Annotated in this window: 22 protein-coding genes and 2 pseudogenes; 12 read left to right on the forward strand and 12 right to left on the reverse strand. The window is 71.5% G+C overall.

Annotated elements, in window-relative coordinates:
• Nucleotides 1-147 precede the first annotated feature (147 nt).
• A complete protein-coding gene (locus ACWC09_RS03960; protein ID WP_450848205.1) occupies nt 148-492 on the reverse strand; it encodes a hypothetical protein in 345 nt (114 codons plus the stop codon).
• A 365-nt stretch (nt 493-857) separates the two neighbouring features.
• Between ACWC09_RS03960 and ACWC09_RS03965 the strand changes: the two genes are divergently transcribed.
• The 3 genes from ACWC09_RS03965 to ACWC09_RS03975 are packed head-to-tail and all read left to right on the forward strand — an operon-like array spanning nt 858 to nt 2794.
• Nucleotides 858-1868 carry an acyl-CoA desaturase gene (locus tag ACWC09_RS03965; protein ID WP_450848207.1) on the forward strand — a complete coding sequence of 337 codons (1011 nt, stop codon included), beginning with the start codon at nt 858-860 and terminating at the stop codon, nt 1866-1868.
• A gap of 45 nt (nt 1869-1913) precedes the next feature.
• Nucleotides 1914-2351, forward strand: a complete 438-nt coding sequence (locus ACWC09_RS03970) for a DUF5994 family protein (protein ID WP_450848209.1) — start codon at nt 1914-1916, stop codon at nt 2349-2351.
• Nucleotides 2321-2794: a DUF5994 family protein gene (locus tag ACWC09_RS03975; RefSeq protein ID WP_450848211.1), complete on the forward strand. Its 474-nt coding sequence runs from the start codon at nt 2321-2323 to the stop codon at nt 2792-2794. Before ACWC09_RS03970 ends, ACWC09_RS03975 begins: the two co-directional genes overlap by 31 nt.
• A gap of 6 nt (nt 2795-2800) precedes the next feature.
• On the opposite strand, the gene ACWC09_RS03980 is transcribed toward ACWC09_RS03975, so the two are convergent.
• The 3 genes from ACWC09_RS03980 to ACWC09_RS03990 are packed head-to-tail and all read right to left on the reverse strand — an operon-like array spanning nt 2801 to nt 4765.
• Complete coding sequence (locus tag ACWC09_RS03980; RefSeq protein ID WP_450848213.1) at nt 2801-3568, reverse strand: GAF domain-containing protein; 768 nt, start codon at nt 3566-3568, stop codon at nt 2801-2803.
• The gene (locus tag ACWC09_RS03985) at nt 3565-4350 is read right to left on the reverse strand and encodes an ANTAR domain-containing protein (protein ID WP_450848215.1); all 786 of its coding nucleotides are present in this window, start codon (nt 4348-4350) and stop codon (nt 3565-3567) included. The genes ACWC09_RS03980 and ACWC09_RS03985 overlap by 4 nt, the downstream gene beginning before the upstream one ends.
• A gap of 46 nt (nt 4351-4396) precedes the next feature.
• Nucleotides 4397-4765 carry an STAS domain-containing protein gene (locus ACWC09_RS03990; RefSeq protein ID WP_450848217.1) on the reverse strand — a complete coding sequence of 123 codons (369 nt, stop codon included), beginning with the start codon at nt 4763-4765 and terminating at the stop codon, nt 4397-4399.
• Between the two features lie 291 nt (nt 4766-5056).
• Between ACWC09_RS03990 and ACWC09_RS03995 the strand changes: the two are divergent.
• Nucleotides 5057-5323: pseudogene (locus tag ACWC09_RS03995) on the forward strand (hypothetical protein); the annotation flags it as partial.
• Between the two features lie 241 nt (nt 5324-5564).
• Here ACWC09_RS03995 and ACWC09_RS04000 read toward each other — a convergent pair.
• On the reverse strand, nt 5565-7286 hold the full coding sequence (locus ACWC09_RS04000; protein ID WP_450848219.1) for a SpoIIE family protein phosphatase: 1722 nt from the start codon (nt 7284-7286) through the stop codon (nt 5565-5567).
• 293 nt (nt 7287-7579) lie between these two features.
• Here ACWC09_RS04000 and ACWC09_RS04005 point away from each other — a divergent pair, with 293 nt between their 5' ends.
• Together ACWC09_RS04005 and ACWC09_RS04010 are read left to right on the forward strand one after the other, a co-directional pair.
• Entirely contained in the window at nt 7580-8158 is a 579-nt protein-coding gene (locus tag ACWC09_RS04005) for a DUF5994 family protein (protein ID WP_450848221.1), read from the forward strand.
• Nucleotides 8159-8163: 5 nt separating this feature from the next.
• Entirely contained in the window at nt 8164-8433 is a 270-nt protein-coding gene (locus ACWC09_RS04010) for a hypothetical protein (protein ID WP_450848301.1), read from the forward strand.
• Between the two features lie 176 nt (nt 8434-8609).
• Here the strand turns inward: ACWC09_RS04010 and ACWC09_RS04015 are convergent.
• Nucleotides 8610-8921: pseudogene (locus ACWC09_RS04015) on the reverse strand (IS200/IS605 family accessory protein TnpB-related protein); the annotation flags it as partial.
• A 298-nt stretch (nt 8922-9219) separates the two neighbouring features.
• Here ACWC09_RS04015 and ACWC09_RS04020 point away from each other — a divergent pair.
• Both ACWC09_RS04020 and ACWC09_RS04025 read left to right on the forward strand, forming a co-directional pair.
• Nucleotides 9220-10611: a glutamate decarboxylase gene (locus tag ACWC09_RS04020; protein ID WP_450848223.1), complete on the forward strand. Its 1392-nt coding sequence runs from the start codon at nt 9220-9222 to the stop codon at nt 10609-10611.
• A 234-nt stretch (nt 10612-10845) separates the two neighbouring features.
• Nucleotides 10846-12201, forward strand: a complete 1356-nt coding sequence (locus ACWC09_RS04025) for a chloride channel protein (RefSeq protein ID WP_450848225.1) — start codon at nt 10846-10848, stop codon at nt 12199-12201.
• Between the two features lie 7 nt (nt 12202-12208).
• On the opposite strand, the gene ACWC09_RS04030 is transcribed toward ACWC09_RS04025, so the two are convergent.
• Both ACWC09_RS04030 and ACWC09_RS04035 read right to left on the reverse strand, forming a co-directional pair.
• Nucleotides 12209-12493, reverse strand: a complete 285-nt coding sequence (locus tag ACWC09_RS04030) for a hypothetical protein (RefSeq protein WP_450848227.1) — start codon at nt 12491-12493, stop codon at nt 12209-12211.
• A 196-nt stretch (nt 12494-12689) separates the two neighbouring features.
• Nucleotides 12690-13013, reverse strand: a complete 324-nt coding sequence (locus ACWC09_RS04035) for a hypothetical protein (RefSeq protein WP_450848229.1) — start codon at nt 13011-13013, stop codon at nt 12690-12692.
• A 213-nt stretch (nt 13014-13226) separates the two neighbouring features.
• Between ACWC09_RS04035 and ACWC09_RS04040 the strand changes: the two genes are divergently transcribed.
• Nucleotides 13227-13418 (forward strand): hypothetical protein, encoded by a 192-nt coding sequence (locus ACWC09_RS04040; protein ID WP_450848230.1) that lies wholly within the window; start codon nt 13227-13229, stop codon nt 13416-13418.
• Between the two features lie 78 nt (nt 13419-13496).
• On the opposite strand, the gene ACWC09_RS04045 is transcribed toward ACWC09_RS04040, so the two are convergent.
• From ACWC09_RS04045 to ACWC09_RS04060, 4 genes are all read right to left on the reverse strand, one after another.
• A complete protein-coding gene (locus ACWC09_RS04045) occupies nt 13497-14765 on the reverse strand; it encodes a sugar ABC transporter permease (protein WP_450848231.1) in 1269 nt (422 codons plus the stop codon).
• Nucleotides 14756-15532, reverse strand: coding sequence for an ATP-binding cassette domain-containing protein (locus ACWC09_RS04050; RefSeq protein ID WP_450848233.1), 777 nt, complete (start codon nt 15530-15532; stop codon nt 14756-14758). Before ACWC09_RS04050 ends, ACWC09_RS04045 begins: the two co-directional genes overlap by 10 nt.
• Before the next feature lie 59 nt (nt 15533-15591).
• Nucleotides 15592-16713: a sugar ABC transporter substrate-binding protein gene (locus ACWC09_RS04055; protein WP_450848235.1), complete on the reverse strand. Its 1122-nt coding sequence runs from the start codon at nt 16711-16713 to the stop codon at nt 15592-15594.
• 207 nt (nt 16714-16920) lie between these two features.
• Nucleotides 16921-20244, reverse strand: a complete 3324-nt coding sequence (locus tag ACWC09_RS04060) for a S8 family peptidase (protein ID WP_450848237.1) — start codon at nt 20242-20244, stop codon at nt 16921-16923.
• Nucleotides 20245-20397: 153 nt separating this feature from the next.
• Here ACWC09_RS04060 and ACWC09_RS04065 point away from each other — a divergent pair, with 153 nt between their 5' ends.
• The 3 genes from ACWC09_RS04065 to ACWC09_RS04075 are packed head-to-tail and all read left to right on the forward strand — an operon-like array spanning nt 20398 to nt 22787.
• The gene (locus ACWC09_RS04065) at nt 20398-20853 is read left to right on the forward strand and encodes a hypothetical protein (RefSeq protein WP_450848239.1); all 456 of its coding nucleotides are present in this window, start codon (nt 20398-20400) and stop codon (nt 20851-20853) included.
• 57 nt (nt 20854-20910) lie between these two features.
• A complete protein-coding gene (gene cseB, locus ACWC09_RS04070) occupies nt 20911-21579 on the forward strand; it encodes a two-component system response regulator CseB (protein ID WP_450848241.1) in 669 nt (222 codons plus the stop codon).
• A complete protein-coding gene (locus tag ACWC09_RS04075; RefSeq protein ID WP_450848242.1) occupies nt 21576-22787 on the forward strand; it encodes an ATP-binding protein in 1212 nt (403 codons plus the stop codon). The genes cseB and ACWC09_RS04075 overlap by 4 nt, the downstream gene beginning before the upstream one ends.
• Nucleotides 22788-22832: the final 45 nt, after the last annotated feature.

A 22832-nucleotide genomic window follows, 5' to 3' on the forward strand; every position in this document is an offset into this window, starting at 1 on the left:
GCGCGCCCAAGAGGGGGGAGCGGTCGCGCGGGGAGCCCCCGACGGCCGCCGTCCAGGTCCGAGAGACCGGCGGCGGCCGCCGGAAGCCGCGGTGCCGGGCACACTCCAGCGGTCGGCGGCACACCCACCGACGGCTGGACCCGCGGCCTAGGCGCGCAGCAGCCGCCCGGCGAGTTCCCGGTACTCCCGCAGCGCGAACCGGAGTTCGGTGGACTGCGTCTCGGGGTCGAGGTCCGCCCAGGCCGCGCGCAGGGCCTGCCGCCGCTCCGCGAGGGCGTTCGCCAACTGGGCGGCGGCTTCGTCGAACGCGCCCTCGGCCTCTTCCAGTGCCTCGCGCGGGCTGTCCGCGAAGGTGTTGACGGCATGTCCGAGGCGGCGCACGATCTCCTCCCGTCCGTCCGAGGGGAGCAGCGGCTCCGGGCCCGTGGCACGGTGCCCGACGGTGCCCGAGGGCCGGTCCGCGGGCTGCTGGGCGCGTGTCTGGTCGTACATGGTCGTGTGTACCGCTTCCCTGGGGATGAGGGTCACCGCCCGAAGGCGCCCTTCGCCTTCTCGACGGTCTGCCGCAGGCTTCCGGAGACCCGGTCGGCCCTGCCCTTCCTGGCCCTGCGCCGTGCTGCCAGTCAACGTCCGGCGACGGTGGGTGTCAACGCGCGGCCGGCCCGGGCACACCGGCCGGACGGCGCTGACCAGCGGTGTCCGGGTGTTCCCCCGCACGAGGAGTACGGTGGGGAGAACGAGGGTGTGTCGTGCCAACGCGACAGGTCGTCCACAGCACACCACCCGTCCCAGGGGCAGCCCGTGACCCCGGCCGCACCTCCGTCAGAGCGGCCTCATCGAGGGCAGGAGCCCCGTCCATGTCAGCCAGCCCCATCACGCCGGTCACGCCTGTCACGGCAGCCCCGCCGGACACCGACCCGCCGCCCCGGACCTACGACGGCACCTCACCCTTCCCGCCGGACGGCCCGGCGCCCGCGCGCGAGAGCGGGGACCGGCTGTACCTGGCCGTGACCGCGGTGATCGTCGTCCTGCCGTTCGTGGCCCTCGGCCTGGCCGGCCGGCTGCTGTGGGGCAGCCTGATCCACCCCGCCGACATCCTGCTCGCCGCCGTCTTCTACACGATCACGGGCCTCGGCGTCACGGTCGGCTTCCACCGCGGACTCACCCATGGCAGCTACCGGGCCGTCCGCCCCGTGCGCATCGCGCTCGCCGTGGCCGGTTCGATGAGCTTCCAGGGCGATGTCATCGGCTGGGTCGCCACCCACCGCCGCCATCACGCCTTCACCGACCGCCCCGGCGACCCGCACTCGCCGTACCGCTACGGCACGCACCTGCGCGGCCAGTTGCGCGGTCTGGCGCACGCCCATGTCGGCTGGCTGTTCCGCAACGACCGCACGCCCGCCGAGCGTTACGCCCCCGACCTGCTCGCCGACCCGGACATCCGCGCCGTCGACCGCGCCTTCCCGGCGCTGTGCGTCCTCACCCTCGCCCTGCCCTTCGGCCTGGGCTGGGCGATCGGCGGCACCTGGCTGTACGGCGTGACCGCCCTGCTGTGGGCGGGACTCGTCCGCATCGCCCTGCTCCACCACGTCACCTGGAGCGTCAACTCCCTCTGCCACATGATCGGCGAGCGCCCCTTCCGCACCCGGAGCCACGACCGGGCGACCAACCTGTGGCCGCTGGCCCTGCTCTCCTTCGGCGAGAGCTGGCACAACCTCCACCACGCCGACCCCACCAGCGCCCGGCACGGCGTCGACCGCGGTCAGATCGACCCGTCGGCCGCCGTCATCCGCCTCCTCGAACGCCTCGGCTGGGTGCACGACGTGCGCTGGCCGACGCCGGACCGGGTAGCGGCCCGTCGCGCCTGACGTCAACCACCCACTCGCGCACGGCAGTCGACAGGAGCCCAGCCCATGACCACCGCACTGCAACCCCCGCTTCCCTCGCACCCTGTCCTGCGCCTGCGCCTGGCTCCCCACGGCGGCATGCCCCGGTCCATCGACGGAGCGTGGTGGCCGCGCTCCTACGACCTCCTCGTCGAACTCCCGCGTCTGCTCGCCGGGTTGCCGCGGGAGTGGGGTCATATCACCAGCGTCACCGTCAACGGGGCGGCCTGGCCCGTGACGGCCGGCCGGATGCTCGTGTCCAACCAGGTCGTACGGCTGCGCAGGACCCTGGCCGCGTCCGCCCCGCACACCGTCGTCCTGCTCGCCCCCGGCCGGGGGCGCTGGGACCTGCTGGTCGTGCCCCCGGACACGACCGAGGAGGCCGCGGAACCGCTCATGGCGGCCGCGGTGGCCGATGTCGAGGGAGGTTCGCCATGGGTACCGGATCCGGTTCCCCGCGGGTGACCCCGCTCCCGCCGGACGCCGTCCACCGGGCCGTGAAGCCCGGTACGGCCGTCGTACGGCTGAAGACGACAGCTGACCGGCGGGGCGTTCTCGACGGGGCGTGGTGGCCGCGCTCCCGTGACATCGCGGCCGAACTCCCCGCCCTGATCACCGCGCTGACCGCGCTGGTGGGCCCGGTCACCCGGGTCGGCCTGGACGCGAGCGCCTGGGAGGAACTGCCGACGCGTCTGGTCGTCGGCGACCGTGTCGTCCGCATCGACTCCTTCCCGGTCGGCGACGACACCGTCCTCGTCACCCGGGGCGAGGCGGACCACTTCTCCCTCCTGGTGGTCCCGCCGCACGCGACACCCGACGCGGCGCGCGCCGCGATGGCCGAAGCGGTACGCGCCGACAACGTCACCCAGGCCGCACAGATCCTCATCGACACCGGCACCGGGACGTGAGAGCGGTCAGCCGTGGTGATCCCCGGTCCGGTCCTGTGCCGGTGGCGGGATGTCCGCGGTGTCGAAGCCGCCCGAGATGATCTGCTTGGCGAACTCCGACAGCCGCAGATGACGGGCGCGGGCGTACGAGCGGAACGCGGCGAAGGCGTCGTCGACGGAGGTGTTCCAGCGCTCCGCCAGCACGCCCTTGACCTGTTCGATCAGGATGCGGCTGCTCAGCGCGGTCTCCAGCTGGCTGTTCTCGACGTGCGACTGCTCCAGCGTGCGCTGCTGCAGGATCGCGATGGTGGCCACGTCGGCGAGAGCCCGGGCGAGCGCGATGTCGTCGTCGCCGAGGCGCTGCGGTGTGGCCTGGAAGAGGTTGAGCGCGCCGACGACCCGGTTGCGCAGGCGCAGGGGGATGGCGTGCGTGGCCACGTACCCGGTCTCGCGGGCGCGGGCGGCGAAGCGCGGCCAGGCCACGGTCGTCTCCGGGCGCGTCAGGTCGATGTTGGTGCGGGCGTTGCCGGTGCGGTAGCACTCCACACACGGGCCCTGGTCCTGCTGGAGCGCGAACAGCTCCAGCAGCCGGGTGTGTTCGTCCGAGGCGGCGATGATCTGCAGTTCGCCGTACGCGTCGGCGAGCAGGATGCCGGCCGCCGACACGTCGAGCAGCTCGACGCAGCGTGTGGACAGCCGTTGCAGCAGGTCGATCACGTCGAAGTCGTCGACGAGGGAGTCCGCGACCTCCACGAAGATCTCGGCCAGACGTCGTTCGCGGGCCATGCCGATCATCCCTTTCCTCCGTCGGGCGAATGCGGCCCGCTTCCATCGTCGTCGAAGTCGTCGGTGAAGTCGTCGGTGAGGTCGCCGTGGAAACGGAGCCGGCGGGCGACCACGTCCTGGGCCACTTCGCCGAGGGGGCGTTCGCTGCCGTAGGCGTGAGCCCGCAGGCGCAGCAGCGCTTCCTGCATGGACACGCCGAGCTGGACGCTGATCATTCCGGTGGCCTGGTGTACGGCCGGGCGGTGCAGCCCCGACGGCGGCTCCGGAACACCGAGCGCCGAACCGTCCCCGTCGCGGCGCACGTCCCCGCCCAGGAACGCGCTGGTCAGCGCCGCCGCCAAAGCGCCGGCGTCCGCGTACTGCTGCGCGCCCATCCCCCGCTTCCCGTCGCACAGCACGGTCAGTACACCGACCCGGATGGCGCCGATGCCGAGCGGGAAGCAGCAGACTCCGTGCACACCCAGCTTCGCCGCGGCGGACAGCAGCGCGGGCCACCGCTCGGGGCGCACCCGGTCCAGGTCCGGCTCCAGGACGGGCGAGCCGGTACGGATCGCGTCCGGTGCCGGGCCCTCGCCCAACGTGAACTGGAGCTCCTCGAACCGCGCGCTCAGCTCGGGGTGGCACCACATCGGCTCGGGCGTCCGCTCGGCGCCCACGAGCAGGCTCAGCGCGACGCCCTCGGCGCCGAGCACGCGCGCCCAGGCCGACGCCGGATCACGGGGCGCGTCGAGGTGCAGTCGGCGCAGCACCTCGGCCATGCCGTCGCTGATCACGGCGCCCGATTCTGCCACGGGCGGGGCTCCGTGCGACGGGGCACCGCGCGGCCGCCGTCGCACCTCACGTGGGCCGGTCCGGTGCCCTGCGGCCGGCGGGGATGCCCCGCCAGGCGTGCCGGGGGCTGGCGTACCGGGGGAAACGGGCCAGCAGCTCGCAGGCCCGGAACAGGAGAGTCGTGCCCGGCCGGACGTGGACGACGCGCACCCATCCGCCCCGCCGGCGGCAGTCGTGCCACGCCGCGCACAGCGGATCCAGGACGCTGCGGTCCATGAACGTCACGCCGCGCAGATCGACGATGAGGAACGGCGGGCCGCCGTCGCACCGGGCGCCCTCCAGGTCGTGCGCGAAGGCCGACGCGGTCGTCACGTCCAGCTCACCGCCGACCCGGACCACGCGGCACTCGTCGAACAGATCGGGATACGGGCTCATCCGCGCCCATCTCCTCTGCCGGTGAAGTGGCTTTCGCCTTGCGCAGGGCCTCTGTTGCGCGGAACGGTACTGCACGGAGAGGGCCGGGGTCACGGGCGGCCGTGCACCCAGCGTACTGCGGCGACGACACGCGATCTTCGGGCGCGGGACTCACCGAGGAGGGGGCCCTGCCGGGTGTGTGAAGAGGGGGATCTGCACGGCAGCCTTCGCTTCCTCGGCGACCACTTACGGGCTGATTCGGAGGTCTCCCTTCCGGGTCTCCCAGGTTCTGCGTTCGAGGAGATCTGTCGCATGAGTGACACCAACCCGCCCGCCCTCACGGACCGGGCGGCCGAACCGGGGCATCGGCCGCGCGGCCGGCACCGCAGACGCTGGACCGCGACCGGCCTGCTGCTCGGTGTGCCGGCGGTGCTGGGCCCGTATCTGCTGCTGTCGCAGTCGAAGTCCGAGGCCGCCACGATCGACCCCACGGCCTACTACCGCCTGGTGTCGGTCGGCAGCGGCAAGGTGCTCGAGGTCGCGGGGAGTTCCACCGCGGACGGTGCGAAGGCCGTCCAGCGCCTCATCGCGACCCTCCCCGACGGGAGCCTCACCTGGGCCTTCGCGTCCTCGACTCCCGACTACGGCTCGACGATGTCCGGCGCCTCCCCGACCACCACGACCCTGTCGATCGCCCACCTCACCGACTGAACCGCACCACCGCACCGGCAACCGATTCCCCAGCGGTGACCACTGCGGTCCAACACGTCCCCTCAAGTCCCGCTACGGCTACTGACACCGGCTCCTCCGGCTGCGGTGCTCACGGCGTCGGCAGACGCAGGGCGAGGAGGGCCACGTCGTCGGTGCTGCCGGGCGGCATCCGGGCGAGCAGCTCGTCGCACAGCGTGTCCAGGGGTGCGTCGGCGAGCGCGACGGCGTGGCGGCGCAGCCGGACCAGGCCGGTGTCCAGGTCACTGCCGGGGATCTCGATGAGGCCGTCGGTGTAGAGGAGGAGGGTGGCGGCCGGCGGCAGGGGCAGCGTGGCGTCGGGCCTGCTCGCGCCGGTGGCCGGGGGAGCGCCGAGGACGAGTCCCTGTCCGGCGTCGAGGTACTGCGCCTGTCCGCCGGGGGCCAGGAGGAGAGGCGGCGGATGCCCGGCGCTGGTCCACCGCAGTGTCCAGGGACCGGTGTGCGGGTGGCCTTCGATCCGGGCGAGGACGAGGGTGGCCATCGGGACGGTGGTGATGGCGGGCATGGCGTCGTCGACGCGGTCGACGATGGCGCTGGGCGGTTCGGTGCGGTCCCAGGCCAGGGACCGCAGGATGCCGTGCAGTTGGGCCATTCCGGCCGCCGCGGTCAGATCGTGGCCCACGACGTCCCCGATGACCAGCGCGAGCGCGCCGTCCTTCAGCTCGAACGCGTCGTACCAGTCGCCGCCGACCTGGGAGCCGACCGGAGCGGGCTGGTAGCGGGCGGCCAGCCGCAGGCGGCCCGGCTGGGGCAGCGGGGCGAGCAGGTTGTGCTGCATGGCCTCGGCGACGGCGCGCTGGCGGCCGTACCGGCGGGCGTTGTCGATGACCAGGCCCACCCTGCGGCCGATGTCGCTCACCACGTCCAGGTCGGCGGTGTCGAAGGGGTGCGCCGGGTCGGTGCGCACCAGCGTCAGCGCGCCGGTGATCTGCCGTCGGGAGCCCAGCGGCACCGTGATGACCGACGTCGCGTGCACCGTGTGCAGGAAGTCGCTGTGGAGGGCGGCCAGGGGGGAGCCGGGCGGGGCCGTCGTCTCCGCCTCCTCCTGCCGCAGCACAGGAGAACCGCCGTTCAGTACCTGGACAAGAGGCGAGCGGTCTCCCTCCGCTGCCTCGGGAAGGTGCTCGCGCCCGCCCTCCAGCGCGGCGTCCCGGCCCGACGGACCCGTCACCGTCACCCGGTGGACCTGCCCGGAACCGGCCCCGAGGTCCACCGCCGCCCAGTCGGCGAGGCGGGGGACGAGCAGACGGCCCAGCCGGGCGAGGGCCTCGTCGGTCTCCAGGGTCTGGCCCAGTACGTCGGTGATCTCCGCGACCAGCGTCAGCCGCTCGTTGAGGTCCTCCAGAGCGCTCGTGTAGGCCGCACGTTCACGGCGCGCGCCGTGGTCGCCCGTGACGTCGGTGAAGAGCACGGCCATGCCCCTGAGCGAGCCGTCGGCCACCAGGGGAGAAGCGGACCAGGAGATGGTGACCAGGCGACCGTCACCGCGCAGATAGCTGTCGCCCTCACCGCGCGCGGCGGCCCCCTCGGTCAGCGACTGGAGCAGCGGGCACTGCTTCCGCAGAAGCGTGCTCCCGTCCGCGTCCCGGTGCAGCATCTCGTGGGCGTCCATCCCGCGCATCGCGCGGGCGGCCCGGCCCAGCAGCCGTTCGGCGGCCGGGTTGACGGCGAGGATCCGTCCGGCCGGATCCACCACCATCAGGGCGGTGCCCAGCTGCTCGACGACCCGCGGCCAGAAGCCCGGCCCGGCCGCCGGCCACGACCACCCTTCACCTCCCGCGACCTCCACCATGCCGCCCTCCAGTCGTGGCGGCCGTCAGCGTCCGTCCCGATCGACGGGGCCTTCCGAACCTGTCCCCGGACGACCCACTTGTCATCGTATGACCGAAACCCCTTGACGTCATTGGGTGCTTTGGGGCTACGCGCGGGGCCGTTCCTCCGTCGGCCGTACGGTCCGTCGGGCCCGCCCGAGGAGTACCCTGGGATCACCGAGGATATTTCGCGCACCGGCTTCCACGCCTCTGTCGTTTTCGGCGATCGAATATGCCGGGCCGGTCGCAGCCGGCCCGGGGCAGGGTTCGCGTCATGACTGCGACCATCTCCCTCCCGCCGACAGCCGAAGCCGAAGACCGGTCCTCCTCGTTGCCTCTCCGTATGTCGCTGGCTCCCGTCGGTCCCGCACCGGCTCTGCTGGACGGCGCCTGGTGGCCCCGCTCCCGCGATCTGGGGGCGGAACTCCCCTCTCTGACCGCCGTGCTGGATCCGTTGTGGGGGCGGATCACCCGGGTCACGGTGAATCCCACCCACTGGCCGGTCGTCCCGCGCAAGGTGCCCGTCGCGGGCCACGTGGTGAAGGTGGGCTGGTTCCTGGCCGAGCAGGACCCGCACGAGCTGCTGTTGCTCTCGTACCACGTGGGCCACTGGAACCTCCTCGTGGTCCCGCCGCGTACGGACCCCGTCTCGGCCGCCTGGCTGATGACCGCCGCGAGCGACCCACTGGGCACGTCGACCGCGAGCCGACTGATGGAGGAGGCGGCGCGTCTGCGGACGGTGTCCGAGGCCGACCGGGCCGTGGAGGCGGCCTGGGACTCCGAAGGAGGACATACGGCCCGCGATCCGGCCGTGACCGCCGCGATGCCGCTTGGGCCGACGGGTAGCTGGTGAGCACCGTGGAGACGTTCGTGACCGTGCTCGTGATCCTCGCGATGATCGCCCTCGGGGCGCTCCTCATCCATCTGCTCGACGCCCAGCACGGCGACCGTATCGCCGCATTCCACTACGGCCGCTCCGGAACGCCCGTCGCGGGACCGCCCGCCTCGGCTCCGCGGAAGACCCACGGCCGGGTGGGGACGAGCAGCACCGCCCGCCGCCGCGACCATCGCGACGGCGGACGCGGGCGGCTCCGCCCCCGGCGCCGTACCCGTGGCGGAGCCGACTGACGCGCACAGCCCACAGCCCGGGACCCCGGCCGCAGCACCGTTCATGACAGGCCGGGGTCTCTCCCTGCCCTGTCCCCTCCGCGTCGACCGGGTTCCCGACAGCGCCGTCCGGGCCCCGGGCGCATCCCCGGCCGGCCGATCCACCACGACCCTCCCCGAACCGGGGAGCCATGCCCCTACCGTTCCTCATCAGTGCGCAGGAGTGAGTCTTGGACCCATACCTGGTCACTGCGGACACCCCGAACGGTTGTGGATGTCCTGGTTGCCCGCGTACTCGCCGCGTCCGGCGGCACGGATCGTGTCCGTGGTCCGGGGATGCGGGGGCGGGGTCCCTCACGCCCAGGGGCACACCGGTCGGCCTGGATGGTCCGATGCCCGTGCACATCGCTCTGGTGTGCACGGGGCGGTGTCGTCCGTCGCCGGATCGGGTGTCCCTGGGCGCGTCGTCCGATCGCGATGCTGGCCGCATCGTGCCGGGTGGTTGTACGGGTGAGGCCGGCCGTCGGCTGCTGATGCGCAGGAAGCGGGTCACGGGCCCCGCGCCGTCGATCGCGGCGGCCTCGTACAGGGAGACCGGGACGAGCCCGCCGGCCCCGAAGGAAGTGGACGCGATGGCAGGGCGGGCGAACACGTCATCCGGGGCGATGTCCCCGCGTCGTGCCCGAGATGGCCGCGTCGTGCCCGAGATGGCCGCGTCGTGCCCGAGATGGGCTACGTCCTCATGCCGAGCCCCTGTCCGGCCCGTAGCGTCGCATTCAGGTCTGAGACTGCTACGTGAGGTGACTTGTGGCCCTGCACAACGCTCAGGAGCCGGCGGCCGATCCCGCCGTCGACATCTTCGCCTCGCCGCTGAGCGAGCGGCCCCTGCCCAAGCGGTCGATGCCGGAATTCCCCGCGCCGCCGGCCGTGGTCTTCCAGCTGCTGCGCAACGAGCTGCTCCTGGACGGCAACGCCGCCCAGAATCTGGCCACCTTCTGCACCACCTGGTCGGACGACGAGGTCCGCCGCCTGATGGACCTGTGCCTGGACAAGAACATCGTCGACAAGGACGAGTACCCGCAGACCGCGGAGATCGAGTCGCGCTGCGTCAACATCCTCGCCGACCTCTGGCACGCACCGGCCGGCACGGGCGGCGACGCGATCGCGGTGGGCTGCTCGACCACCGGCTCCAGTGAAGCCGCCATCCTCTGCGGCCTCGCCCTGAAGTGGCGCTGGCGCGACCGGCGGCGCGCCGCCGGCCTGTCCACCGACCGTCCGAACCTGGTGTGCGGTCCGGTGCAGGTGTGCTGGGAGAAGTTCGCCCGGTACTTCGACGTGGAGCTGCGTCAGGTCCCGGTGGAGCCCGAGGCGACCGGCCTGCAGCCGCACCAGCTGCGCGAGTACGTCGACGAGAACACCATCGGCGTCGTCGCGATCCTCGGCGTCACGTACACCTGCACCTACGAGCCGGTCGCGGAGATCGCGGCCGAGCTCGACCGCCTGCAGGAGGAGACGGGCCTCGACGTCCCGCTGCACGTCGACGCGGCTTCCGGCGGATTCATCGCGCCGTTCCTCCACCCCGATCTGACCTGGGACTTCCGGCTGCCCCGAGTCGCCTCCATCAATGCCTCCGGCCACAAGTACGGCATGGCTCCGCTCGGCGTGGGCTGGGCGCTGTGGCGCGACAAGTCCGCCCTGCCGGAGGACCTGGTCTTCCACGTCGACTACCTGGGTGGCGACATGCCGACCCTGGCGCTGAACTTCTCCCGCCCCGGCGGGCAGGTCGTCAGCCAGTACTTCATGTTCCTGCGCCTCGGCCGGGAGGGGTACCGGCGGGTCTACCAGTCCTGCGCCGACACCGCGCAGCACCTGGCCCGCCAGATCACCGAGATGGGCCCCTTCACCCTCCTCTACGACGGCCAAGGCGCCCTCCCGGCCGTCTCGTACACGCTGACCGACCCGGCGTCGTCGAGCTGGAGTCTCTACGACCTCTCCGACCTGCTGCGGATGCGCGGCTGGCAGGTGCCCTCCTACCCGCTGCCGCCGAGCCGCCAGGAGACGGTCATCCAGCGCGTTCTGATCCGGCACGGCGTCGACCGCGACGAAATCGAACTCCTCGCCGACGACATGCGCCGAGCGATCAAGCACCTAGAGGAAGGCCGGCCGCAGGACGCGAACCGCGCCGGCTTCCACCACTGACGGTCCACCACTGACGGCCAGAACGGGCTGACTGATCGCGCGGATCCTTCCTAGTCCGGATGGTCGAGGTTGACGCGTCGGAGTGACACCCATCGGCGGCGTTGAAATGCCTGCGTGGGAACGCCGTGCCAAGCTCGGAACCGCGCCACTCGCATCGGGTGGCCGGGCGCTCCAGGTTCGCTGAAGGCGGCCGGTGAGGCCACAACGGGTCCGCGTCGCGAGGAGACAATGCGCATGCCGGTCGCCACGACTGGGCCCGAGGCCGCGTCGCCCAAGGACCCCTTGACGCTTCTTCGAAGCCGCGCGTACCTGGTGCTCCTGTTGATGGCGGCGCTGATCGGCGTGCCGGTGTCCGCGGCGGCGTTCGGCTTCCTCGCACTGGTCGGCGAACTTCAGCCATTGATCTACACGGATCTGCCCAAGTCGCTGGGGTTCGACGGAACGCCACCGTGGTGGCCGCTGCCGCTCCTTGCCGTCGGGGGGCTGCTCGTGGGACTGACGGTTCGGTACCTTCCGGGACACGGCGGCCATGAACCGACAGGCGGGTTCAAGGCCGGCGGTGTGCCCACCCCCATCGAGCTGCCCGGTATCTTCTTCGCCGCCCTGGCGACGCTCTGCTTCGCTGCCGTCCTCGGACCCGAGTCGCCTCTCCTGGCGCTCGGCGGCGGGCTCGCCGCCGGAGCCGTGCGGATGGTCAAGCGTGACCCCCCGGAGCAGGCGATCGCGGTGTTGGGTGCGGCGGGCAGCTTCGCGGCCGTCAGCTCGCTGTTGGGGTCACCGCTGCTGGGAGCGTTCCTCCTGATGGAGGCCTCAGGGCTGGGTGGGCCGATGATGGCGCTGGTGTTGGTGCCCGGCCTGCTGGCCGCGGGCATCGGCGCACTCATCTTCGTGGGGCTGGGATCCTGGACCGGGCTGGGCACCTACTCGCTGGCACTTCACGACGTGCCCGAGGCCACCCGCCCGACAGCGGCGGAATTCGGCTGGGCGCTGGTCATCGGACTGTCGGCGGCACTCGTGGGTCTGGGAATCCGATGGCTCGCGATCCGGCTCAGGACGCACGTCGAGAGGCGACGGGTGCCGGCCACGGTGGTCATGGGCCTGGTCGTGGCGGGGCTGGCGATCGGCTACGCGGAGGGCACCGACAAAGCAGCGACCGATGTGCTGTATTCGGGGCAGACCGCGCTGGATCCGTTCCTCACACACAGCGCCGCCTATTCGGTGGGAGCGTTGTTCCTGCTGTTGTTGTGCAAGGGCCTGGCCTACTGCGCATCGCTCAGCAGCTTCAGGGGAGGCCCGATCTTTCCCGCGATGTTCGTGGGAGCGGCGGGCGGCATCCTGCTCTCCCACCTGCCGGGGCTGACCCTGGTCGCGGGGTTCGCGATGGGCATCGGAGCGATGAGTGCCGCGATGCTGAGACTTCCGCTGGTATCCGTCCTGCTCGCCACCCTGCTGATCGGGTCACAGGGGCTCACCGTCATGCCGCTGGTGATCGTCGCGGTCGTGGTCTCGTACGTCGCGACGGCGTGGCTCACACCTCCTCCTGCCCCGGAGACGGGGCAGGAGGAGAAGCCGGGCGGGCAGCGCTCGTGAGCCGGCCCTAGCGGGCGAGTGACCCGTTCTGGGCATCGGACGCGGACTGCCACGCCTGCATGGCCGCTCGGGACGCCTCCTTGGCCTGCTGCCACTTCGCGGCCGCCTGCTGGGTCGGGGGCACGTCCATGTCGCGGATCATGCGCCGGCCTGCCGTGAGCACGGCGAAGGCCCCGATGGCCATGCCGGTGCATGCCACCACGGCACCGGTCGCGGTGAGCACGGCACCGATTGTGACGAGCCGGGTGTCGATGTCGATCGCCCGATGGGACTGGTGGTGGTGATGGTTCATGACTCCACCATCCAACAGGGGGAACCACCTCGCATCCCGACCCGGCCGGTCCCGCACTCGACATCAACAGCACGGCCTGCGATCTGGCCGCACCGCTGTCGACCGCGGCTGTCCGTCCTTCCGGGCCCCGAGCCGTGGTGGCCGTGTTCCGGGGCCAAGTGGGAGGCACAGCGTCCCACCCGGCCCCGGGCGAACGTCAGCCGATGCGGTAGGCCCGGATCACCGTCTGGCTGAAGGTGTTGCCGGAGTGGTCCTCACCGCTCGCGCGCAGTGACACCCAGCCGCTGCCGGAGGACGCCGCGGGGTGGGTCAGGACGGCGTGCCCGGTGGTGCCCCTGACCTTCGCGGGGACACTCGTCCACGTCGCGCCGTCGTCGTACGACACCTCGACCTTCACCGTGTCGAGGCCCCGATGCTTGCGGGGCCCCTGCTGCTGCACGGTGAACGGGACCGTGAAGGTCGTGTCGGCCGGGGCGACGCCGTTCGGGTCGGTCGGCGGCTGGAAGCGCAGCACGGTCACCGGAAGCGGGTCGGTCGTGTCCGTGCTGCCCGAGCGGAACGCCCAACTGGCCTCGATCCGCTGCGAACGCTGACCGTGCCAACTGGTGTCCCGTGAAGCGGAGACGTCGAGCCGATAGCCGGCCGGTGCGGAAGTCCCGTCACTCCGTGAGGCTCTTCAGCGAAATGACCTCGTAACGTCTTTCAGCCGTTCGTCCACAGCTCGTCGCCGTCCGTGTCGAGCAGCTTCTTCCCGGGCGGCGGGCGTCGTCTCCACGGGCAGTTCGGGATGCTCGACGGCCGGGTCGCCCTCCCGCAGCCGGGCCGGCCCGTCCGGCTCGCCGACCGGGGTTCTCGCGGACACTTCCCTCGCCTTGCCGAGCCGCTCGACGGACACCGGACCGGACTCGACCGCGAGCCCCAGTAGCGTGGCCGTCCTCCACGACGTTGCCTGATCCGAGCCCTCGGGGCGTCCGACGTCAGGGGTGGCCGGCGCCAGGCATCGTCAGGCCCGCCCCCGCGACTCCGCGGCACGCCGCGCCAGCGAGTCGAAGACCACCGCGATGAGCAGCACCCCGCCGGTGATCATGAACTGGACCGCGGGCTGGACTCCCAGCAGTGCCATGCCCGAGGCGATCGACTGGATGATGAGCACCCCCAGCAGCGCGGACCAGGTCGAGCCGCGGCCGCCGAACAGGCTGGTGCCGCCGATGACCGCGGCGGCGATGGCGTTGATCAGCAGCATGCCGGAGCCCGGGACCTGGGTCGCCGAGGTGAGCCGGGACGCGACGAACAGGCCGCCGGCCGCGGCCAGGGTCCCCGAGACGAGGAACACCGAGACCCGCAAGCGTGACACATCCACGCCGGCCCGCCGGGCGGCCTCCACACCGCCGCCCAGGGCGAGGACCTGCCGGCCGTAGGGCGTGCGGCGCAGGAGGAGGTCCGTGGCGACGATCACCGCGAGGAAGATCAGGAGCGCCAGCGGCAGGCCCTCGAAACCGTCCAGCACATAGACGGTGGCGAACGCGACCACCGCGAGGAGGGCCGTGCGCGCCCAGATCTCGCCCACCGGCCGGTACGGCATCCCGGCGGCGCCGCGCCGTCTGCGGTCGTGGAAGGAGGCGAGGAGGTACGCGGCCGTGCCGAGCGCGGCCAGGCCGTAGGTGACGACGGCGGTGCTGAAGTAACGGCTGGTCAGCTCGGCGACCAGCCCGTCCCCGCTGAAACTGATGGAGCCCTCCGGCCCCAGCAGGTAGAGCATCAGACCGTTCCAGGCCAGCAGGCCCGCGAGGGTGACGACGAACGCGGGTACGCCGATCTTGGTGAAGACGAACCCCTGGAACGCTCCGGCGGCCGCACCGCACAGCACCGCCATCATCACGGCGAGCGACTCCGGCATCCCGTGGTTCACGTTCAGCGTCGCGAACAGGGCGCCGGACAGGCCGGCGAGCGAGCCCACCGACAGGTCGATCTCGCCGATCAGCAGCACGAAGACGACGCCGACGGCGATCATGCCGGTCCCGACGATGTCCACGCTGAGGACGGACAGGTTGCGCGGCGAGAGGAAGTTGTCGTTGAGGCTCTGGAAGACGATCCAGGTCACGGCGAGAGCGAGCAGGGCCGGGGCCGGGCCGAGTTCACCGTCGTGCACTCTGCGGCGCACCGCACCCGCGTACGACCTGAGACGTCCGTCGCGGGGCCGCTCGGCGGCGGGCGGGGCATCTGCGGCGCGCGCCCGGAGGCCCCGCCATCTCCACCTCCCGCTCACGGCCATGTCTCCTCCGGGTTCGCCGGGCGGTGGGGGGCGGAGTTGTCCGCCGCGCCGGTGATGGAGGCGATGATGTGTTCCTGGGGCGTGGTGTTCACGTCGAAGAGGCCGTTGTTGCGGCCCAGGCGCAGGACGGCGACCCGGTCGGCCACGGCCTTGATGTCCCCCATGTTGTGGCTGATGAGGAGTACCCCGACGCCCTGGTCGCGCAGTTCCTCCACGAGGTCGAGGAGCTGGTTGGTCTGCTCGATGCCCAGGGAGGCGGTGGGTTCGTCGAGCAGGAGCAGCCTGGGCGCGCTGAGGAACGAGCGGGTGATCGCGACGACCTGCCGTTGGCCGCCGGACAGGGTGGCGAGCGGCACCCGTACGTCGGGGATGCGGATGGACAGGGTCTTCAGCAGCTCGCGGGTCCGGCGCTCCATCTCCACCTCGTCGAGGATGCCGAACCGGTGGATCTCCCGGCCGAGGAAGAGATTGCCGACGACATCGAGGTTGCCGCACATCGCGAGGTCCTGGTAGACGGTCGCGATCCCCAGGACCCGGGCGTCCTGGGGACGCTTGATCTGGACGGCGACGCCCTCCCACTCGATGACGCCCTTGTCGGCGGGCCCGACCCCCGAGATCACCTTGACCAGGGTGGACTTGCCGGCGGCGTTGCCACCCACCAGGGCGACCACCTCCCCGGCCCTGATCTCCAGCTCGACGTCCACCAGCGCCTGGACGGCGGCGAAGCGCTTGGAGACGCCGCGCAAGGCCAGCAAGGGCTGGACCACGGGCCCACCTCCCTCCACCTTCGCTGAGATTTCATCGGGTGAGGCTCATCCGCCGAGGCTCATCCAGTGAGTCCGGCCTTGTCGCAGGCGGCCCGGAGCCTCGGGGTGCAGATCTGGGCGATGGTGTAGATACCGTCCTTCACCAGGCTGTTCTCGATGTTGCCGACCGTCACCGAGACCGAGGGGAGCAGGACCGCCGGGATGTCCTTGGTGGTGGCGTTGTCGACGGTGCCGGTGGCGATGGACCCGACCGACTCGCCGCGCCCCAGGGCCACGGCCATCTCGACGGCGGCGTCGGCCGCGCGCTTGTAGGGCTTGTAGACGGTCATGTACTGGTCGCCCGCGACGATCCGCCGCACGGCCGCGAGGTCGGCGTCCTGGCCGGTGACCGGAGGCAGCGGTTTGACCGCGCTGGCCTTGAGGGCGGAGATGACGGCACCGGCGAGGCTGTCGTTGGCGGCGAGGACGCCGTCGATGTTGCCCGGGCCGAGAGCGGAGATGGCGCCGGTCATGTTGACGTAGGCGTTCTCCGGCCGCCAGCCGACGGTGTCGTACGACTTGCCGATCTTCACCTTGCCCTGGAGGACGGAGAGTGCTCCCCGCTTGAACCAGCCGGCGTTGGGGTCGATCGTGGCGCCGTTCATCATGACGATCTGGCTGCCGTCCGCCTTCGCGCCCATGGCCTGCAGCAGCGCCTCGCCCTGGAGCTTGCCGATCGTCGCGCCGTCGAAGGTGACGTAACCGGAGATGGGGCCCTGTGCGAGCCGGTCATAGGCGACCACCGGGATGCCGGCCCGATGGGCGGCCTCGACCGACGAGCGCATCGCCTTGGCGTCGACGGCGGCGACGATCAGGACGTCCACCCCCCTGGCGATCATGGCGTCGAGCTGCTGCTGCTGGACCGTCGGGTCGGGTGTTGCGGCGACGGCCGCCGCGGGGCAGTGCGGGCAGAGCTGCTTCAGTTCCTTCTCGATCAGAGGTCTGTCGAACTGTCCGAAGCGAGAGGCTCCGCCACCCGGGAGCAGCACGCCGACGGTGAGACTGTCGCCGCCGCCCCGGCCGCCCCCGCCGCCCCCGCCGCAGGCCTGGGCCAGGGTCAGGCCGGCGGCGACCGCGATCGCCACAGACGCACGGGCGAGGGACCTGCGCTTCACGGTCGGAAGACTGACGCGGAGAACCATTTCAGGTTCCTTAGAGAAATTGTTTGATTTTATCCTGTAATGGACTGTTTCACCCCAAGCGTAGTCAAGGGTTCAATTCGACGCGTCTGCTTCGCCGAGCCGCGGAGCCATGCGGAACAAGAGGTGTACGACGAAGAGCCGGTCTGCCGGAGCTCGTGACTCCGGCAGACCGGCCCACTCAGCGACCCACGTCAGCGAACGTCGGCCTCACTTGCCGTAGTACGCGTTGTAGATCGATATCGTCGATGTGTTGTCCTTCTTGTCGACGATCCTGGCGCGGAGGGAGATGCCCTTCCCCTTCGCCGGGTTCCTGACGGTGATCTTTCCGTTCCTGACGTCGGTCTTCTTCCAGGTCCTGCCGCCGTCGTACGACACGTACACCGACAGCGACTTGAGGCCCAGGCTCCTTGCCGCGCCCTCGACGGCGACCGGGTACGTGACCGTCCGGCTCGCCGTGACCCGGCTGTCCAGTCCCGTCTGCGCGTTGAAGCGGACCGTGGAGACCGGCAGTTCGGTCGGCAGGCCGGTGGACGGCGCCTTCGAGTGGAACGTCCAGCTGGCGTCGATCCGCGACGAGGCGGCCTCGACCTCGGTGCTCCGGCCGGCCGAGGTGGTCAGCCGGTACGCGGCCTCGCCGGCCGGGACCTTGAACGTCTTGTTGCCGGTGAGCGGGTCGGCGTTCGAGCCGACCTTCCTGCCGTTGCGGTACAGCGTCGTCCGCACCGAGGTCAGATCCGACCCCGCGTCATGCCGCTTGCCGTCGGCGAAGAGCGGGAGCATGGCGTAGATCCCGTCCATGCTGTGGAAGACGCCGAACTCCTCGGGGACCACCCGCGGCGCGAACACCGCCGTGTTGAACGTCTGCCGGTAGGTCCTGCCCCCGGTGAGCTTCAGGTAGTCACCGGTGTCGGAGTGCGCGTCGGAGATCGGGTTGCCGTCGGAGTCCTTCTTCCCCGAGTACTGCTCGAAGTCGAGGTACCACTCGGCCCCTTCGCCGGTCGACAGGTACAGCGTGCGGGTGGCGGGCAGCTTCTGCTCGACCGGGGTGTGGAGACCGTAGCCCGAGGACACGGACTCGGTCATGTCGAGGATGCCGGTCTTGCCGGGAGTCGAGGCGCCCAGACCGGCCCTCATCGTGGCGAACTCACTGGCCTTGTAGTGGTGGACCCGCGCCCCCGAGACCTTCTTGACCTCGGCCCCGCCGACGATGTCGTACTCGGCGCTGCTGCCCTTGTTCCACTGTCCGGACCAGGTCTGGAGCAGACCGGAAGGCATCGCCGGGCCGACGTGCGCGAGCCGTATGTCGGAGAAGGAGGGCGTGACCATGCTGAACGCCACGTCCGCGGGCCGGTGTTCGTACGACACCATGGCGGTCAGCGGCCTGGCCCGGGTGTCCGGCACGGTGATGTCGGCCGACCTGGTCTTGTTGAAGTCGAACGTGACCGTCGTGTCCTTGGTGATGTTCAGCACCGGCTGGGTCAGCCAGTCGACGCCGCCCGCGGTCGAGTCGGGGTTCTTCATGCTGAACGAGTCCAGGATGTAACCCCCCTTGGGGACGCGGAAGGTGACGGTGTTGTCGGTGGTCTGGTTCGTGTAGCCACCGCTGCCGCGGACGGTCGAGGACAGGCTGGTGAAGTGGGTCGGGGTCTGCCCGGGGCGGTCGACGAACTTCACGGTGAGGTCGTACATCTCCGACTCCCGCAGCACGCCCACCGCGGTGCGGACGGTCGTGCCGTCGCCCGTGGCGGTCACGTACGCCGAGTACGTGCCGTTCTGCGAGCCACCCAGCTTGGTGTTCACGGTGACGTCGACGGACGCCTTGCCGCCGGCCGGGACGGTGACCGTCGTCGCGCCGAGGGTGAAGAACCCCGCCGGGGCCGCCCGGCCGCCGGGATTGCGGGTCGTGGCCGACAGGGCCAGCGTGACGTCCTTGGTGCCGAGGTTGCGGTACGTGACCTGCTTGGTGACCGGGGTGTCATCGGTGTGCGGGTACCGCTGGGCCGGGAAGTCCACCGAGGACGGCTCGGCGAGCACCTCCTGGCCGATGGCCCTGTCGACGGCGATACGGCCCGAACCCTGCTCGAGCGGCGCGTAGTCGCCGCCCTTGGCCGAGCCCACGAGGGCCGCCTTCAGCTCGGCGTACGTCCAGTCCGGGTGCTCCTGCTTGAGGATGGCGGCGGCGCCCGCGACATGCGGGGTCGCCATCGACGTACCGGAGATCGTGAGATAGCCGGGCGGCTTCTCGCCGACCTCCTTGTCGAGGACGCTGCCCGGGGCCGCGGCCGCGGTGATGTCCACGCCGGGCGCGGTCACGTCCGGCTTGAGGGCGCCGTCGGCGTTCGGGCCGGTGCTGGAGAAGCTCGCGAGCTTGTCGTTGCCGTCGACGGCGCCGACGGTGAGCGCGTCGGCCGCGCTGCCGGGGGAGTCGATGGTCTGGGGGCCGTCCTCGCCCTCGTTGCCGGCGGCGATGGCGAAGAGGATGCCCTTGGTCTCGGAGAGCTTGTTGACCTCCGCTTCGAGCGGGTCGATCCCGGGGGTGTCGGTGGCGCCCAGGCTCAGGTTGACGACGTCGGCGCCCTGCTGGGCGGCCCACTCCATGCCCGCGAGGATGGTGGAGTCGTCGCCGGCGCCCGAGTCGTCCAGGACCTTGCCGTTGAGGAGCTGCGCGCCGGGCGCGACACCCTTGTACTTGCCGCCGGACTTGGCGCCGGTGCCCGCGATGATGGACGCGACGTGCGTGCCGTGGCCGAAGTGGTCGAGGGTGGTGGTGGACGTGGTGAAGTTCTTGGACGCGATCACCTGGGTCTTGAGGTCCGGGTGGTCGGTGTCGACACCGGTGTCCAGTACGGCGACCTTGACGCCCTTGCCGGTGTAGCCCTTGGCCCAGGCCGCGGGTGCGCCGATCTGCGGCACGGACTTGTCGAGGCTGGCCTTGCGGACGCCGTCCAGCCAGACGTGGGCGATGCCCGAGGCGATGGTGTCGCCGTCGGTGACGGCATGCCACAGCTCGGGCGTTTCCTTGCGGGGCGTCTGGAGTACGTCCGCGTTCAGGGTCTTGAGGGCCTGGCGGAGCGTTCCCGTGTCCCGGACGTCGGCCTTCGCGGACTGCGCCGCGCCCTTGTAGCCGACGATGACCTTCAGGCCGTTCCTCTGGAGCTTGCGGGTGGCCGTCTTGTTGAGCTCGGTGATGTCGAACAGCCGCTGGTCGAGCCTGCCGCTCGCGATCATCCGGGCCGCGTCCGTCGGAACGACGAGGGTGTGGCCGTCGGCCTTGCGGATCTGCACGGGGATCCGCTCGCGCCCCTTGGCCCGCTCCATGCCGACGACCCGGCCCTTGGCGTCGACGACGACTCGGTCACCGGTGATGAGGGTGATGCGGTGCTTGGCGGTGGTTTCCGCGCTTTTGACGGCCTTCGGCACCGCTGTCGGCACGGGCGTCGCCTGTGCCGTGCTGGTCAGTCCCGTGGCGAGGGCCGCCGCCACCGTCGTCGCGGCCGTGGCCGCACATGCTGCTTTCGCTCTTCTGCGCAAGGTTCCCCCAGTGCTGGAGTGCCGGGTGGCAGTGACCGAAGGGACGCTAGGAACGCTGCCGCACAGCTGTTCGTCAGCTGTGCGGCGATGACGTATCGATGTCGATGTCGCTTTGATGGGCAGCTGTTACAAACGCAGGTCAGGCTGCTGGCCGTGCCAAGTCGTCGATTCGTTCCGTCCGTCGTGCCGTGCGTCGTGCTGGCCGCCTGTCTGACCGGGTGCGGCGGGGTGAACGGTGGCGTACGGGTCGAGGGTCCGGCGCCGACGGCGATCCCCTGGTCGGGGCCGGTGTACGTGGAGGACCAGTACGGGCGGGCCTGGCAGCGCCCCACGACGATCGATCTGACCGAGCTCATCTTTCTGGACCATTTGACGTGGCGGCGCTGGGGCGCCTCCCGGACCCTGGCCACCGGAGAGGTGGTCTGCGGAGCCGACTGCTCCGACTACCAGCACCGGACCTACCGGGTCCAGGTCGTCCTGAGCGGCCAGGCGCGGCGCGCCTCCGTGGCGTACTACGGCGAAGTGAAGATCACTCCCGTCCATCCCCCCGCACCGGGCTGGGCGACAGGCTTCGACAGCACGCAGAACCTGAACCTGCCGGACAGCTGACGACGCCACGCACCCCACGGACCGCACGGGAAGACGACCGTCGGAGAGGAAACCCCCATGCACGACGTTCTGCTGGTCGAGGACGACGAGTTGATCCGGGAGGCCACCCGGCTCACCCTGGAGCAGCGCGGCTACCAGGTCCGCAGCGCGGCGGACGGTCTGACCGGGCTCGCGCTGTTCCAGGAACGCCACCCGGACGTGGCCGTCCTCGACATCATGCTGCCCGGCCTGAACGGGGTGAGTCTGGCCCGCCGTATCCGCGAGGAGTCGGGGGTGCCCGTGCTGCTGATCTCGGCCCGCAACGACCCGGTGGACGTGGTGATGGGTCTGGAGGCGGGCGCCGACGACTACGTCACCAAGCCCTTCGACGGCCCCGTCCTGGTGGCCCGCATCCGCTCCCTGCTGCGCCGCGCGACACCCGCCGACCGGCCGGCTCGGAGCCCGCGTCGGCGCTTCGGGGACCTGGTCTTCTGTCCGGTGTCCCTGACCGTGCACCGGGACGGCAAGCCGCTCACGCTGACCACGACCGAGCTGAAACTGCTGACCGAGTTCGCCGCGTCGCCGGGGACCGTGCTCACCCGGGATCTGCTCCTGGAGCGGGTCTGGGACTACGCCTGGTCCGGTGACACCCGGGTGGTGGACGTCCATGTGCAGCGACTGCGTTCCAAGATCGGCCGGGAGCGGATCGAGACGGTACGCGGCTTCGGCTACAAGCTGCTCCCGTGAGGCCACCCGCCCTCGACGTGGGAACGAAGGTCGCCCTGGCCGTCGCCGCCGCGGCCGTCTGCGTGGCGGGTGCGATCGGGGTACTGGTGCACCGGATCACCGCCGCCGACCAGCTGGCCACCGCCCGCTCCGGCCTGGACCAGGAGCTGCTGAGCGCCGCCGACGACCGCGCCGCCGGACGCGGCACCCGCGCCCGGATCGACCCCGCCGATCTGCCCGGCCCGGTGGCACGGGCCGTACGTCGCGACGTACGCGTCACCTATCTGCAGGACGGCGGCGACCATCCGGTGCTGTGGGCGGCGACCCGGCTCTCGGACCGGAAGGTGCTCGCACTCTCCCGTTCGTACGGCCCCGAGGAGCACTCCCTGGCCGTGCTCGACCGGACGCTGCTCGCCACGGGCGCGACCGCCACCGTGCCGGTGTCCCTGACGGGACTCTTGCTGGGCGTGCGGATGGGCCGCCGGGCAACGGCCGCGGCGCGTACGGCGGAACGCATCGCCGACGGCGACCTCGACGCCCGGGTCCGCCCCCACGGCCGTGACGAGATCGCCCGGCTCGCCGCCTCCGTCGACGCCATGGCGGACGCGCTCGGGGCCCGCCTGGAGGCGGAGCGCCGGGTGACCGCCGACATCGCGCACGAACTGCGCACGCCGGTCGCGGGCATGTCGACAGCGGTCGGCCTGCTGCCGCCCGGCCGGGCATCGGAGCTGGTGGCGGGCAGCGTGCAGAAGCTGCGCGGGCTGGTCGAGGACGTACTGGAGGTGGCCCGCCTCGACGCTCGGACGGCGACGGTGGACACCGAGCAGCGCGAGGTGAGCGCCATGGCCCGGCGTGCGGTCGCCGGACTCGACGACGTGCGGGTACAGGTCGTGGCGGACGCGGTCGTGGCGACCGACCCGCGTCGCGTCGAACGCATCCTGGCCAACCTGGCCGCCAACGCCCTGCGGCACGGCGCCCCGCCCGTGGAGGTGGAGGTCGACGGCCCGGTCGTCCGGGTACGCGACCACGGCCCCGGGTTCCCGCCCGATCTGCTCGCCGTACTGCACACCTCCGGCCCCCAGCGCTTCCGCACGGGCTCCCGGACCGGCGGCACCGGCCTGGGCCTGACCATCGCGACCGGCCAGGCCCGCCTGCTCGGCGCCCGCCTGACCTTCCGCAACCGTCCGGGCTGGGGCGCGGAGACGGAGTTGCAGCTGCCGACGGAGTGACCCGCGTCCGCTCTTGTGGGCACGCGCAGGGGCCTGCGTCGTCGG

The sequence above is a fragment of the Streptomyces sp. NPDC001617 genome (assembly GCF_053596855.1).